The organism is Dokdonia sp. R78006 (assembly GCF_042466145.1).
In the GTDB taxonomy this organism is placed as follows: Bacteria; Bacteroidota; Bacteroidia; order Flavobacteriales; family Flavobacteriaceae; genus Dokdonia.
The window spans coordinates 2378624-2392315 of record NZ_JAXHBU010000001.1 but is presented as its reverse complement, the minus strand read 5'-3'; the positions used below and the strand labels follow the sequence as shown (position 1 = coordinate 2392315).

11 protein-coding genes are annotated in these 13692 nt (G+C 37.7%); 1 reads left to right on the top strand and 10 read right to left on the bottom strand.

Annotated elements, in window-relative coordinates:
- Nucleotides 1-18: 18 nt before the first annotated feature.
- A complete protein-coding gene (locus SJY37_RS10655; RefSeq protein ID WP_379953061.1) occupies nucleotides 19-2934 on the bottom strand; it encodes an FAD-binding and (Fe-S)-binding domain-containing protein in 2916 nt (971 codons plus the stop codon).
- Nucleotides 2935-3024: 90 nt separating this feature from the next.
- Here SJY37_RS10655 and SJY37_RS10650 point away from each other — a divergent pair, with 90 nt between their 5' ends.
- Complete coding sequence (locus SJY37_RS10650) at nucleotides 3025-3519, top strand: hypothetical protein (RefSeq protein WP_298324004.1); 495 nt, start codon at nucleotides 3025-3027, stop codon at nucleotides 3517-3519.
- On the opposite strand, the gene bshA is transcribed toward SJY37_RS10650, so the two are convergent.
- The 9 genes from bshA to SJY37_RS10605 all read right to left on the bottom strand — a co-directional run bounded on the left by bshA (nucleotide 3520) and on the right by SJY37_RS10605 (nucleotide 13600).
- On the bottom strand, nucleotides 3520-4650 hold the full coding sequence (gene bshA, locus SJY37_RS10645; protein ID WP_298324001.1) for an N-acetyl-alpha-D-glucosaminyl L-malate synthase BshA: 1131 nt from the start codon (nucleotides 4648-4650) through the stop codon (nucleotides 3520-3522).
- A gap of 93 nt (nucleotides 4651-4743) precedes the next feature.
- The gene (locus SJY37_RS10640; protein ID WP_298323998.1) at nucleotides 4744-7665 is read right to left on the bottom strand and encodes a glycoside hydrolase family 3 N-terminal domain-containing protein; all 2922 of its coding nucleotides are present in this window, start codon (nucleotides 7663-7665) and stop codon (nucleotides 4744-4746) included.
- 147 nt (nucleotides 7666-7812) lie between these two features.
- The gene (locus SJY37_RS10635) at nucleotides 7813-8307 is read right to left on the bottom strand and encodes an ABC transporter ATPase (protein ID WP_298323995.1); all 495 of its coding nucleotides are present in this window, start codon (nucleotides 8305-8307) and stop codon (nucleotides 7813-7815) included.
- 198 nt (nucleotides 8308-8505) lie between these two features.
- Complete coding sequence (locus SJY37_RS10630; protein WP_298323992.1) at nucleotides 8506-9297, bottom strand: (Fe-S)-binding protein; 792 nt, start codon at nucleotides 9295-9297, stop codon at nucleotides 8506-8508.
- Nucleotides 9298-9330: 33 nt separating this feature from the next.
- Nucleotides 9331-9765 (bottom strand): phosphoheptose isomerase, encoded by a 435-nt coding sequence (locus tag SJY37_RS10625; RefSeq protein WP_013749573.1) that lies wholly within the window; start codon nucleotides 9763-9765, stop codon nucleotides 9331-9333.
- Entirely contained in the window at nucleotides 9758-10099 is a 342-nt protein-coding gene (locus SJY37_RS10620; protein ID WP_298323987.1) for a hypothetical protein, read from the bottom strand. The genes SJY37_RS10625 and SJY37_RS10620 overlap by 8 nt, the downstream gene beginning before the upstream one ends.
- A complete protein-coding gene (locus SJY37_RS10615) occupies nucleotides 10089-11435 on the bottom strand; it encodes a (Fe-S)-binding protein (RefSeq protein WP_298323984.1) in 1347 nt (448 codons plus the stop codon). Before SJY37_RS10615 ends, SJY37_RS10620 begins: the two co-directional genes overlap by 11 nt.
- Nucleotides 11436-11460: 25 nt before the next feature.
- Entirely contained in the window at nucleotides 11461-12405 is a 945-nt protein-coding gene (locus SJY37_RS10610) for an MlaD family protein (protein ID WP_298323982.1), read from the bottom strand.
- Nucleotides 12406-12472: 67 nt separating this feature from the next.
- On the bottom strand, nucleotides 12473-13600 hold the full coding sequence (locus SJY37_RS10605; protein WP_379953060.1) for an N-acetylmuramoyl-L-alanine amidase: 1128 nt from the start codon (nucleotides 13598-13600) through the stop codon (nucleotides 12473-12475).
- Nucleotides 13601-13692 lie beyond the last annotated feature (92 nt).

Genomic DNA, 13692 nt, shown 5'->3' with positions numbered 1-13692 from the left:
TCAGAGCTTAATTGAAAATTACATTAAAAGCGCATCATTTAATACCGTTATAGGATGTAAAGCTACACGTGCAGTACCATCCTTTATTTGATGTCTACAGCTTGTACCGTTTGCAACAATAATGGTATCATTACTAGCCTTTCTTACAGCAGGAAATAGCGTTTGCTCACCCACTTTCATACTCACCGCGTAATGTTCTTTTTCATACCCAAAGCTACCAGCCATACCACAACAACCCGAAGGAATAATAGTAGGAGTGTAATTTAAAGGAAGGTTAAGAATTGCAAAAGTATGTGACACTGAGGAAAGTGCTTTCTGGTGACAGTGACCATGTATTTTTAGTTTTTTGGCTTTCGCCGAAAATTGCTCGGAGGTAATAACCCCTCGTTTGATTTCACTATGTAAAAACTCTTCAATTAAAAATGATTGTGCCGAAAGCTTTTGAGCAACCTCCACATCATCTGCAAGCCTAAGATACTCATCTCTAAATGACAAAATAGCCGAAGGTTCAATGCCTAGAATTACACTGTCTTCAGCTAAATCCTTGAATAGTTCAATATTCTTATTTGCCAGTGTCTTAGCCTCCTCAAGAAATCCTTTTGAAATGTAAGAGCGCCCACTATCATGGTTAGTCACAACTTCCACCTCATAACCAAGGCGACGTAACAGCGTTAAAGCATCCTGACCAATGTTTCCATCCAGATACTGAGTGAACTCATCAATATATAAAATGACTTTAGTTTCACTTTTCAATTTCTGATTGACACGAGCATTAACTATCCCAGATACATCTACAGGTTCTGAAAATACATTTAATAAAGGTAGACTTCGCTCTTGTGCTATGCCCAAGCTAGCTTTTGCTATCCCTGCAGTTATCCTAAGTAGCGTATTATATATTTTAGGAGAAAATGCTCCTAGTTTATTGATTTTGGTCGTGTTTGCAAACAGCTTTGTACGCAAGCTACTGCCATGTGTTTTTTTATATTGATACTCAAACTCAGCTTTTAATGTAGCTACATCCACATTACTAGGGCACTCACTAGCACAGGCTTTACAGCTTAAGCAAAGGTCAAAGACCTCCTTTAATTCTGTATGGTCGTATTTATTAGACTTATCTGATGTAGTTAGAAACTCTCTTAGCGCATTTGCTCTTGCTCTAGTAGTATCTTTATCGTCTCTTGTTGCTCTGTAACTAGGACACATCGCCCCTCCTGCACTTGGTAATTTTCTACAATCGCCGCTTCCATTACACTTTTCGGCAAGTCTTAGAATTCCCTGGTTATCCTCAAAATTCATGAGCGTCTCTACCGCTGGCTCCTTGCGATCTACTTCATACCTCAAGCTTTCGTCCATAGGGAAGGCGTCAATCACTTTTCCCGCATTAAATACTTGATGGGGATCAAAAGCTTTTTTTAAAGCTTTCATTACCTCATAATTTTCATCACCTACCATCATAGAGATAAACTCTGCGCGCACGATACCATCTCCATGCTCGCCGCTCATTGAGCCATTGTATTTTTTAACCAGATGCGCTACATCTGTAGTTATCTGTCTAAAAAGCGCTACATCCTGCGAAGTTTTGAGATCAAGAATAGGACGTAAATGTATCTCTCCCGCACCAGCGTGGGCGTAGTACACGGCATCTTGCTCATGTCTTTTCATGAGCGCAGTAAATTCACTTATATATGGCGCAAGATCATCTAGCGCTACCGCTGTATCTTCTATACATGCAACGGCCTTTCTATCACCTATCATATTACCTAAAAGACCTAAGCCTGCTTTGCGTAATTCAAGTGCTTGAGCAATTTCATGACCTTCTAGGATAGGGTACGCATACCCATCGCTTTCTAGCTTTAATTGTTCAATAAGTTTATTCGCCTGTTCTCGAGCGCCTTCTATGGTTTGATCTCTGAGTTCAAACATTAGAATTGCTACCGGATCACCTTCTATAAAAAATCTATTTTTCTCTTGCTCACGATTGTTCTTTGTACAATCTAGAATCACCTTGTCCATCATCTCACAAGTATAAAGATCATGCTTCATGGCGGGTACCACAGCCTGTAAACATGAATCTAAATCCTTGTAATGCCCTGCAACCATAACACCAAAAGCAGGCGGTAGCACATCTAACTGCAAGGTGATCTCTGTGGTAAATGCAAGTGTGCCTTCACTCCCAGATAATAGTTTACAGAAATTAAAAGGCTTTCCGTGCTCTTCAAATGGCGCAGCATTAGCAATTTCATCAAGTGCGTAACCTGTATTACGGCGATGGATTTCGGGTTTGGGAAACTGCTCTTTGATCTCATTGCGAACGGCACTTTGAGAAAAGTAATCATTTGCTATCTTATAAAAGGAACCTTCCAAGTTGTCAAGGTTCAATTTTTGGCGAAAGCCAGTTACATCTAGTTCTTCAAAAATAGCTTCACTACCATCTGATAATACCGTCTTTAATCGAATGACTTTATCCCTTGTAACACCGTACTTGATACTGGTGGTTCCAGAGGAGTTATTTCCCACCATTCCACCTATCATACATCTGTTTGCAGTAGACGTATTAGGTCCAAAAAACAGACCATGGGGCTTTAAAAATAAATTGAGTTCGTCTCTTATAACACCAGGTTGTACTGTTACCTGCTGCTTTTCTTTATCAAAATGAATAATCTCTGTAAAATGCTTAGACACATCTACCACAATACCATCTCCCACACATTGTCCAGCAAGCGAAGTTCCTGCCGTTCTTGGGATAAGGGTGATCTGTTGCGCTTTCGCGAAATCGCATAACTCCTTAATATCATTTACGGTCTTAGGAAAGGCAACAGCAAGCGGAATCTTGCGATAAACAGATGCATCTGTTGCATAGATAACTCTATGTAGTTGATCTACATGTAATTCTCCTTCTAACTGATTTTCTAAATTTTTTAGGCCCATTTTCATTAAGATAAAAGTAACTAAAATTTTATGTAGCCCTTAACGTTATGACTATATAATTACCAATAGTTTTGCCAATTCAAACAAACAATTACAATGAAAAAAACACTAGTTATTGCCCTACTTTTTCTAGGATTAAGTGGGATAGTTTATGCTCAAGAAATCTCTCCTAATGCAATAGGATTGAGAATTGGAGACAACGACGGATTTAGCACAGAAGTAAATTACCAAAGAGCTTTAAGTGAAAACAACAGACTAGAGTTAGGACTAGCTTGGAGATCTGGAAACAACTTTGATGCAGTAAAAGGAACTGGAATTTACCAGTGGGTATGGAACATTGATGGCGGTTTTAACTGGTATGCAGGTGTAGGTGCATCTGTAGGCGCTTTTGATGTGGATAACGACGCTCCATTTTTTGACGATGATGACAATGAGTTTTTTGTAAACGCGGCTGGAGATATAGGTATTGAGTATCGTTTTGATATCCCATTACTATTATCTCTAGATTTTAGACCAGAAGTAGGGATATTAAATGACTTTGACGATAGTCTTGAATTTGACGTAGCGTTAGGGATACGTTACCTATTTTAATTAAGAGACTTTCTCTAAAGCTCTCTTATAAAGAGATTCATAAAGCGGCACAATGTTTTGTATATCAAACTTGGCCGCTTCTTTTCTTGCGTTTGTTTTAAACTTCTCAAGCGTATCATCATCTTCTAAAATTCTGATAGCATTTTGAGCCATATCTGCAATGTTACCTACGTTAGATAAGTAACCGGTCACTCCATCTACATTTACTTCTGGAATACCGCCTGCATTACTTGAAATCACAGGGACACGATTTACCATAGCTTCTAGCGCCGCAAGTCCGAAGCTTTCTGCTTCAGATGGCAGTAGGAATAAATCAGAAAAACATAAGATTTTATCTACTTCATTACTGTTTCCTAAGAAACGTACTTTATCTTCTATACCAAGTTCCTTTACGCGCTCTTCTGCAGCTTCTCTTTCTGGGCCTTCACCTACCATAAGTAGCTTAGAAGGAATTTCTAGTTGTAAACGATAAAACACCTCAATCACGTCTGAGATGCGTTTTACCTTTCTAAAATTACTCACATGCGTAACAATACGCTCCCCTTCATTTGCCATTAAATCACGCTGACACTCTGTAAAAGTGTCTGTTACTGCACCAAAATCTATAAAATTAGGTACCACATCTATTTCTCTTGTTATTTCAAAGAGTCTCAGTGTGTCTTGCTTTAAACTTTCTGAAACTGAAGTTACCACATCACTATTATTGATACTAAAACTTACTGCCGGACGGTAAAATGGGTGACTACCTACAAGGGTAATATCTGTACCATGTAGCGTCGTCACCATAGGCACATGAATTCCTTCTTGCTTAAGCATTTCCTTTGCCATGTATCCTGCATATGCGTGAGGAATCGCGTAGTGTACGTGTAAAATATCAATTTTTTCTTTCTTGATAATTTTTACCAGCTTGCTAGAAAGTGCTAGCTCATATGGCTGATAATGAAAAAGCGGATAATCTGGAACGTTTACCTCGTGAAAATGAATATTGTCATTTAATAAAGCTAGGCGCACAGGTTGCTTGTACGTTACAAAGTGTACTTCGTGACCTCTTTTAGACAGAGCGATTCCTAGTTCTGTTGCTACTACTCCACTTCCTCCGAAGGTTGGGTAACAGACAATTGCAATTTTCATAACAGGATTTTTGGTAGATTTCTTTTTTGCTTTCGCGAAAGCTTACTCACATCATATCACTTACAATACGAGTATATAAATAGCACTTCAAATTTAATCAATTAAAGCATTATAAATGACTTCTTGAATCTTGGTTCTCAAACCAGATTTTATGAGTGCACGGTTATCCATTGTGGGGAATGTTCTATTTGATAGAAACACATAGACAAGTTCGTTTTCTGGATCTGCCCAAGTGTATGTACCTGTAAAACCGCTGTGCCCAAAACTCGTCATAGGCACACAACCACAAGTAGGACCACCACCGCTCAATTGTGGCTTATCAAAACCCACACCTCGTCTCACATTATTATCACAGTAATAACAAGTATTAAAGCGATCCATGGTCTCTTTTGAAAAGTAGCGCTTACCACCGTAGTATCCGTTTTGAAGATACATTTGCATCATTTTGGCAACGTCATTTGAGTTTGAAAATAAACCAGCATGACCACCCATATTACTCTGCATGGCTGCTCCCATGTCATGTACATAACCTTGTACTTTCTGGTTGCGCCAGTAAGAGTCGTTTTCTGATGGTACAACCATATCTTTGGCATACTTGCGCAATGGTCGGTAGCCTGTAAAGTTTGCTCCTAATGCATTATAAAAATGTGATCGTGTAATTTCATCAAGATTATCATTGTAGTGATCTTCTAGAAATTTTTTCATCAAATAATAAGGAAGGTCACTGTACTTATAGGATAGTCTAGAACGAAGGTCACTATCTGCTATTTTCTTAACTAGTGTATCACCGTACCCTGTACGTAGATACATTTTTTCGGCAACTTTGATATTATAATTTTCTGAGTATGCCGTGCTATAATAATCATCAAGTGGCTTTTTTGTAACAGAATCTAGCGTACTTATATAAAAAGGGATCCATGCCTTGAAACGACCATAGTGTGATAGCGCATCTTTGAGCGTGATATTTGCCTTATTACTCCCCTTTAGCGCAGGTATCAGGTTGCCTAATTTATCCTCTAAAGCAATAGATCCTTCGCTCTCAAGCTCCATCAATAAGGGTAAAGAAGCGAGTATTTTTGTCATAGAAGCGATGTCATACATGTCTTCTGGACGTACAGCGCGCTTTTTATTGTAGGTGTGATATCCAAAGCTTTTATCGTAAATCACCTTACCACGACGGGCCACTAGTACCTGAGCACCTGGCATCATAGCTCTTTTGATCCCTAGATTTACAAGGGAATCAATTTTAATGTTAAGCGTGTCTGCATTTAGACCAACCTCTTCTGGGATTCCATATGAAAGTCTTCTTAATGTTCCGGATTGTAAACCGGTTCTTATAGGCGTTTTACCTAGAGACACTGGCAACCTTCCCTTACTAGGTATGGCTCCAAAAATAAGTTGGGCGCTTTTTTCTTGGGCTAGCTGGCTATTTTGATAACTGTGAATTATAGCCTCAATATCTGCGCTATTTTGCAAATCTAGCATTGCATAAGGCCTTACAAAAAGGTCCAAAACAACAGTTTTAGTTTTTGCTATCTCTGTAATCCATCTAATTTCTTCTGCCGAAAATTTATAGGATTTCCAAGGGTTTGCGTTAGATCTGTGAAAACCTATAATGACATAATTAAAATCTTCTAATGCCTTCTGAGCAGCTTCAAGAGTTTTTGATTTTATCTCATCTACCTGTGCATACTTACGTAGTTGAAATTTAAATGCAGATCCGTCATCATCACCTAAGCCTAAATAAGCAATCTTCTTTTGGTCAATATTTACTACAGGAAGCACATTATTGTTATTCTTAGTAACGGTTATTGCATTTTCTATAGCTTCACTATAAACCACGTCATCTATACGCGCATTAAGATCATCAAGAAGGTATTTTGTGACTACGGGTTTGTATTTGTTTAAGCCCACTTTATACTTAGCATATAAAATTTTCTTTACCGAGTGCGCTAGTCTCTCTTCTGTAATCTTACCAGACTCAAGAGCCTTAATAATTTTGGCAGATGCAGAAGGTACATCTTCACTTATCAACAAAATATCATTTCCTGCCTCAAAAGCTGCAAGATCAATATCTCCAGGTTCTTTAAAATTTGCAGCGCCTTTCATATTCAAAGCATCTGTAAATATCAGACCGTGAAAGCGGTAATCTTCCTTAAGCATTTTTGTCACGATAGTAGGTGAGATACTTGTAGGCACTCCCACTTCTGGTACGAGAGCTGGCACATTAAGGTGTGCAACCATAATACTCGCAATACCATTCTCAATAATAGGCTTATATGGATACATCTCTACGCTCTGAAGGCGTTCCTTGGTAAAATTAAGTGTAGGTAGTGTTTTATGACTGTCTTTATCTGTATCACCGTGACCTGGGAAGTGTTTTGCACTTCCTAAGACTCCAGCTTCTTGCATTCCTTCCATGAAGGCAATTGCTTTTTCTGTAACATTGATTTTATCTTCTCCAAAAGATCTGTTCCCTATAATAGGATTTGCTGGATTGATATTGATATCAACCACTGGAGCAAAATTAATGTGTACTCCTAATCGCTTAGAATGCTCTCCTATACGCTTTCCTACTTTCCTTACGATATTATTATCTTGTATAGCTCCTAGGGTCATATTCCAAGGAAAGGCGTAGGTACTATCTAATCTCATCGCAAGCCCCCACTCTGCATCCATCCCTATGAGAAGCTTCGTTTTTGCAAGGTCTTGAAACTCATTATTGAGTTTTGCCTGTCGCATAGGACCACCCTTTGAAAATATAAGTCCGCCTATATGTTCTTCTTTGATAAGCTTTTTAATCTTATCAATTTTAGCCTTAGGGTCACTAGAAAAAACATCGACCATAAATAACTGCCCCACGCGTTCCTTTGGCGTCATTTGCATATAAACAGAATCTACCCATTTACGCTGCGCAATAATGTCATTTGCATAGAGCGGGTATCGCTCTTGAGCATAAGAAATTACGGAAACAAATAAGAAGAATAATATGGTGATAATGCGTCTAGGCGCCATAAATGCAATATTTTAAGTTGTAGAAACGACTGCAATAACGACGCCAGATAGCGCTTATTACATTCTAATATAAAAGTAAAGGGTTTGAGGTACGCTTTCGCGAAAGCGTGCAAATCTTAACAACATCTTAAGACCTTCAAGTCACTTCTATTTACCCTTCTTGAGAAAACGAGAATGCCAGCTATCTATTGCCGGAATTTCCCAATTAGTTTTATACTCACCTACATTTGCAACAAGGTTATTGAAAACTATAGTGTTTTTACTTACCGCACCATCTTTAACCATCTTCTTAAACTCAAGCAGTGTTTTATAATGAATACGATCATTCTGATAATAGGTCACATTCATTTTATCTAGTAAGTCTACACCTAGCTCCTCTTGCTGCGCTATGATAAAACGCACTTGACTATCAATTGAGCATCCTGTTGCAGCAGCTTCAGACTGGTCAAGACCTATTACAATAAAGCGGTCATATTTAATCTCAAAACCAGCTTTGAGACTTGCTCCGTGAGCTGTCCAACTTGTTAAAAAAGTAGCCATATCTTTCTCTAGTTGAGCTACTTGTTCTTCTGTAAATTTTTGATCAGATTGATATAACCAGATTCTTGATGAGTCAGAAAGTGAATTAAAATCTACAAGCATTTTTATATTTTTTTTTAAAAATAAAAGCGGAAATTAATCCGCTTTAAAATAAACTAAAACTATCGTACTTCAAGTATCGATATGTGAGTCTTACAATAATTATAAGGAGTACAATACTGCCAGGAGTAGCTATAACATGAACGACCTTATCGAACAAATCCGGCTTCTGACTAGGTTTATCCTTATCATTCATAGCCTCTATAATTCTTCGGCAGATGCTATCATTTCGGCAACGTCCATTACCTCGATGCTACCTTCTTTTTCTTTACCTTTTATTCCGTCTGTCATCATTGTATTACAGAAAGGACATCCAGCAGCAATAATATCAGGCTTTACTTCGAGTGCTTGCTCTGTGCGCTCTATGTTTACGTCTTTATTTCCTGGTTCTGGCTCTTTAAACATTTGAGCTCCACCAGCTCCACAACAGAGTCCGTTAGTCTTGCACTTACGCATTTCAACAAGTTCTACGTCAAGCTTACGTAGTAAATCCCTTGGGGCTTCGTATACTCCATTTGCACGACCTAAATAACAAGGATCATGAAAAGTGATACGCTTTCCTTTAAACTTACCTCCTTCTACCGTAAGGCGGCCATCGTCTAATAATGACTTTAAAAATTGCGTGTGGTGTACTACTTCATAATTTCCACCTAATGATGGGTACTCATTTTTGAGAGTATTAAAACAGTGCGGACAAGCCGTTACTATTTTCTTAACTTCATATCCGTTAAGCACTTCAATGTTGGTCACAGCTTGCATCTGGAATAAAAATTCGTTCCCAGCACGTTTTGCTGGATCTCCAGTACAGCTTTCTTCTGCTCCTAATACTGCAAAATCTACATTTGCTTTATTTAAGATACGTGCAAAAGCCTTTGTTATCTTCTTTGCTCTATCATCAAAACTTCCTGCACAACCTACCCAAAATAATACTTCTGGTTGTTTTCCTAGCGCCACATACTCGGCCATAGTGGGTACTTTAAGTGTCTCGCTCATATTCTTGTATTCCGTGTAAAAAACGGTATTTAATTAATCTTCAAAAACTTCAATAGTTACTTTCTTCTCGATAAGGTCTGTAAACTTCCCTTTGTAACGAGTTGCTTTTACTAAGTGATTATCTACCCAGTGATAGTTACCTCCTCTAGGTTTCCCCATAAGTAAGCTATGGAACTTAAACCCATGACGGTTAAGCCATTCTGTAGTAACTGCTCTGTGCTCTTCTGTTCTAGAGGTAAAGAAGCAAATAATATGACCTTCATCATGCCATTTATTTAATGTTTTAAGCGCATCTGGAAATGGCTCACATGTACCCATACGTTCTGGCTCCTCATTAGGAACATCTTCTGTAATGGTACCATCTATATCAATTAAGTAATTTTTGACTCCCTCTGGAAGCACCGGACTTACGTGTTCACCATCCTCTAGTTTCTCACTTAACATCTTGTCTACGTCTTCTTTATTCATGGTTGTCGTTTAAATTCTTAAAATCTTCTTTACTAAATCTCACATAAAGTGCCAGTCTGTGTTCTCCTGGTTTATTATACTTTGGATTATAGCGCTCTATAAGGGATTGCCTCATTGCTTCTTCACGTAGCACACCCATTTGAGAGTCACTACAATAATCACAAAAAATCTTTTTTACGGTGACACTATCTACTTGTAACTGTTCGTTTACAAAAAGACGCGTGTACATTTTAAATTGTAAGCTATCAATTTTATAATTCTTTGTAGGAGATTGCGCTTTCGCGAAAGCGAAACTCAACAATAACCCTACAACTATAAAATATCTATGCTTCATTAATCCAGTTACCTCTATCCATCTGGTTAAACGGCCATGGCGCTCCATTATTCTCAATGTTTGTCATCGCGTTGTTTAAATCTGTAGGCGCTGCACTTTCTTCCATTACCATGTAACGACGCATATCAACAATAATACTTAATGGGTCGATACCTATAGGACAAGCTTCTACACATGCATTACATGTAGTACAAGCCCAAAGCTCTTCTTTTGTGATATAATCATCAAGCAACTGCTTGTTATCCATCACAAATACTCCATTATTTTCATCTATATTTTTACCTACTTCCTCAAGACGATCACGTGTATCCATCATGATTTTACGAGGGCTTAATTTTTTCCCGGTTTGGTTTGCAGGACATTCACTTGTACAACGACCACATTCTGTACAACTATATGAGTTCATAAGTTGCACCCAGTTAAGATCTGTCACATCACTTGCTCCAAATTTTCCAACCTCAGCTTCTTCAGCACCTTCGGCTGGGGCTGCAAAAGGATCTGCATCCGGGTCCATCATAAGCATTACCTCATCTGTTACCGCTTTAAGGTTATCAAACTCTCCTTGTGGTTTAAGCTTAGCATACCAAGTATTTGGGAATGCTAGAAGAATGTGTAAGTGCTTTGAATAATATAGGTAATTTAAGAAAATCAAGATACCTACAATATGTATCCACCATGCAGCACGCTCTACAATCACAAGTGCGCTTATTGACATTCCGTCAAAAAGTGGAGCAATAAAACTACTTATTGGGAATGCACCTGTAATACTACCATCTGCCGAAGCATAATGATCTGCTCCCATCATTTGCAATTGTAAATCTGCGGCGTTCATTGTAAGAAATAAACCCATTAATACCACCTCAAAATATAAGATGATGTTACCGTCAGACTTAGGCCATCCTTTAAGTTCTGGACTTAAGAATCGTTTTATGTTCATCACATTACGACGTAGCCAGAAAACAATTACGGCAACAAGTACTAGAAATGCAAGAATTTCAAAACTTCCAATTAAGAAGTCATAAAGTCCGCCTAGAAAACTAAAAATTCTGTGAGTACCAAAAAGTCCATCTATGATAATCTCAAGGACTTCAATATTGATAATGATAAAACCTACGTAAACAACTACGTGTAAAATCCCAGAAACTGGTCTCTTTACCATTTTATACTGACCCAAGGCAATTTTTGCCATGTTTCGCCAGCGTTTTGGCTTGTTATCGGATCGATCTACGTCCTTTCCTAGATTAATATTACGTAGAAGTTTCTTGATGTTTTTAATAAAAAAACCAACTCCTAAAACTAGAACAATGAGAAAAATAATGTTTTGTACGTATTGCATATAAATTCGTTAGTTAAGCTCGCGCCTACTGTAACGAATCTTTAGGCGGAGTATACTCTCCTGGCTTTTTCCCGAAGAGTGAAAAATGTACATAACGTTTTGGGTTAAGCTTCATATCTTGAAGAAGATCTCCCATCTGGTTTGCTGTACGATCCAAATTTAAGTAAAGTTGATCATCATTCAAAAGTTTACCTACGGTTCCTTCAGGAGAATTTAACTTATTAGACAATTCTTGGAAATCTGCAATGGTTTTCTCTAAATCTGCAACCATTGTACCCATTTGAATTTTAGAGAGCGAATCTGATAATGTAGCAAAGTTGCCACTCATTTTATCTAGATTAGTAATCGTACGATCTAATTTATCTTGATTAGAAGCTAGCAATCCATTTACAGATTTAGATATCCCTTTCATCTCACGAGAAGCTGCTGTAAAGTTTGCGATGGCATCTCTCAAGTTTGCTCTTGTATCTCTATCTAATACTGAATTCACATTGACTAATAGTGAATCTGTATCTCCTATAACTTTTTCTACTTGGTTTTGAAGTGGCGTAAGGCGTTCATTTACAAGTTCCATGATTCCTTCACCCATTTCACCAGGTAAGGTATCTCCAGACTTAGCATTTCTTCCTTTTTCGTAAGAAGGGACAATGGCAAGCGATTTACCGCCTATGAGTCCTCCTCCATATACTCTAGCAAGACTATTGTTTGAAAACTCAAAATCCTTTTCCACTACAAACTTAACTACTAGCTTACCGCTACTGTCTGCAAAGTCTATAGACATTACTCTACCTACTGGCAATCCATTAATAGTTACTTGAGATGATGGTGCAAGACCTTCTACGTTATCATACTTTGCATAAAGTATTTTACTCTTATCTAAAAGATTATTGCCTTTGAGGTAGTTGTAGCCAAATATTACAAGCAGCAGTGCTGCGATAACTAGAATGGCGGTTTTTATTTCTTTAGACATTAAATAAGATGCTTATTGGTTAAAACAAATGTAGGTCAATTGTTAAAGGCAGTCCTAACGTATAAGACTAATTTAACACTTGATTGAGTGGCACTTTGATATTATCCTTATTAAATGATACGATAAAAGCCTCTTTGTACCCTTTATTTTTTGCTTCATGTAATTGTGTACGAGCTAAGTTATAGTCTGAGGTTGCGCCATAATAATACTTATACAAACGGCCATCTTTAGAACGACTTACAGACTTAAGACCCTTAAAATTATAAGATTTAGTTTCTAGTTTACGTTTACTCGCTGCCAGTTGTACTTTAAAGGTCACACCCTCTACTACCTTAGACTTAGGTGTCGCAATAGGAGTTGTAGTTTTTTCAATCACAGGATTTGCAATCTCAACACGCTCGTTCATCTGTATACTCTTCTTATAATTAGTAACAGCTTTACTAATTGCCTTTGCCATTTTATCTTGACCAGCAGTAGAGTTTAAGAATTTTCCCTCTTCATTATTAGTAAGAAAACCTGTTTCTATAAGTACACTAGGCATTACAGATCTGTGTAATACCCAGAAAATAGCTTGCTTTACACCGCGACTGCTGCGCTTCACGCTACCTGTAAATTCATTTTCTACAAAGCTTGCTAGGTTGATACTTTGATCAAGATATTCCTCTTGCATAAGCTCAAGGCCTATACTCGTCTCTGGACTATTAGGATCAAAACCTGCATATCGCTTTTCATAATTTTCCTCAAGTAAGATTACTGAGTTTTCTTTTTTGGCAATAGCCATATTCTTTGCGTTACCGTCTATACCAAGCACAAAAGTCTCCGTTCCTTTAGCTTGTGAGGAGTGGGAATTACAATGTACACTTATAAAAAGATCTGCATTTGCATTGTTTGCAATATCTGCTCGTTCCCATAATTCTAAGAAAACATCTGTCTTTCTAGTATAAATCACTTCTACATCAGATTGCTTTTCTAATTCTTTTCCTAGAGCCAAGACTACATTGAGAGCTATATTTTTTTCGTAATATCCGTTTCCACGGTTACCACTATCACCTCCACCGTGTCCAGCATCGAGAACAACCTTGAATTTTTTAGAAGAATTACTGGATTGCGCTTTCGCGAAAGCGCCTGAAAAACAACTCACTACAAGCAGTATAGTTGTTAAATAAATATTAAATATGTTTTTTTTACGCATCATTTATATCAAATATGACTCTTTTGAACGTTAGGTATTAAATTGATCTCTGTAAATAAGGTAACGTGCATTACACGCTTGTTATTTTCAAAATT

Excerpts from the sequence above, each read along its gene's own strand:
- SJY37_RS10625 (WP_013749573.1), bottom strand. The coding sequence starts at position 9,765 with ATGAATAAAGAAGACGTAGACAAGATGTTAAGTGAGAAACTAGAGGAT.
- SJY37_RS10655 (WP_379953061.1), bottom strand. The coding sequence starts at position 2,934 with ATGAAAATGGGCCTAAAAAATTTAGAAAATCAGTTAGAAGGAGAATTA.
- SJY37_RS10640 (WP_298323998.1), bottom strand. The coding sequence starts at position 7,665 with ATGGCGCCTAGACGCATTATCACCATATTATTCTTCTTATTTGTTTCC.
- SJY37_RS10615 (WP_298323984.1), bottom strand. The coding sequence starts at position 11,435 with ATGCAATACGTACAAAACATTATTTTTCTCATTGTTCTAGTTTTAGGA.
- SJY37_RS10605 (WP_379953060.1), bottom strand. The coding sequence starts at position 13,600 with ATGATGCGTAAAAAAAACATATTTAATATTTATTTAACAACTATACTG.
- SJY37_RS10620 (WP_298323987.1), bottom strand. The coding sequence starts at position 10,099 with ATGAAGCATAGATATTTTATAGTTGTAGGGTTATTGTTGAGTTTCGCT.
- SJY37_RS10610 (WP_298323982.1), bottom strand. The coding sequence starts at position 12,405 with ATGTCTAAAGAAATAAAAACCGCCATTCTAGTTATCGCAGCACTGCTG.
- SJY37_RS10635 (WP_298323995.1), bottom strand. The coding sequence starts at position 8,307 with ATGCTTGTAGATTTTAATTCACTTTCTGACTCATCAAGAATCTGGTTA.
- SJY37_RS10650 (WP_298324004.1), top strand. The coding sequence starts at position 3,025 with ATGAAAAAAACACTAGTTATTGCCCTACTTTTTCTAGGATTAAGTGGG.
- SJY37_RS10630 (WP_298323992.1), bottom strand. The coding sequence starts at position 9,297 with ATGAGCGAGACACTTAAAGTACCCACTATGGCCGAGTATGTGGCGCTA.
- bshA (WP_298324001.1), bottom strand. The coding sequence starts at position 4,650 with ATGAAAATTGCAATTGTCTGTTACCCAACCTTCGGAGGAAGTGGAGTA.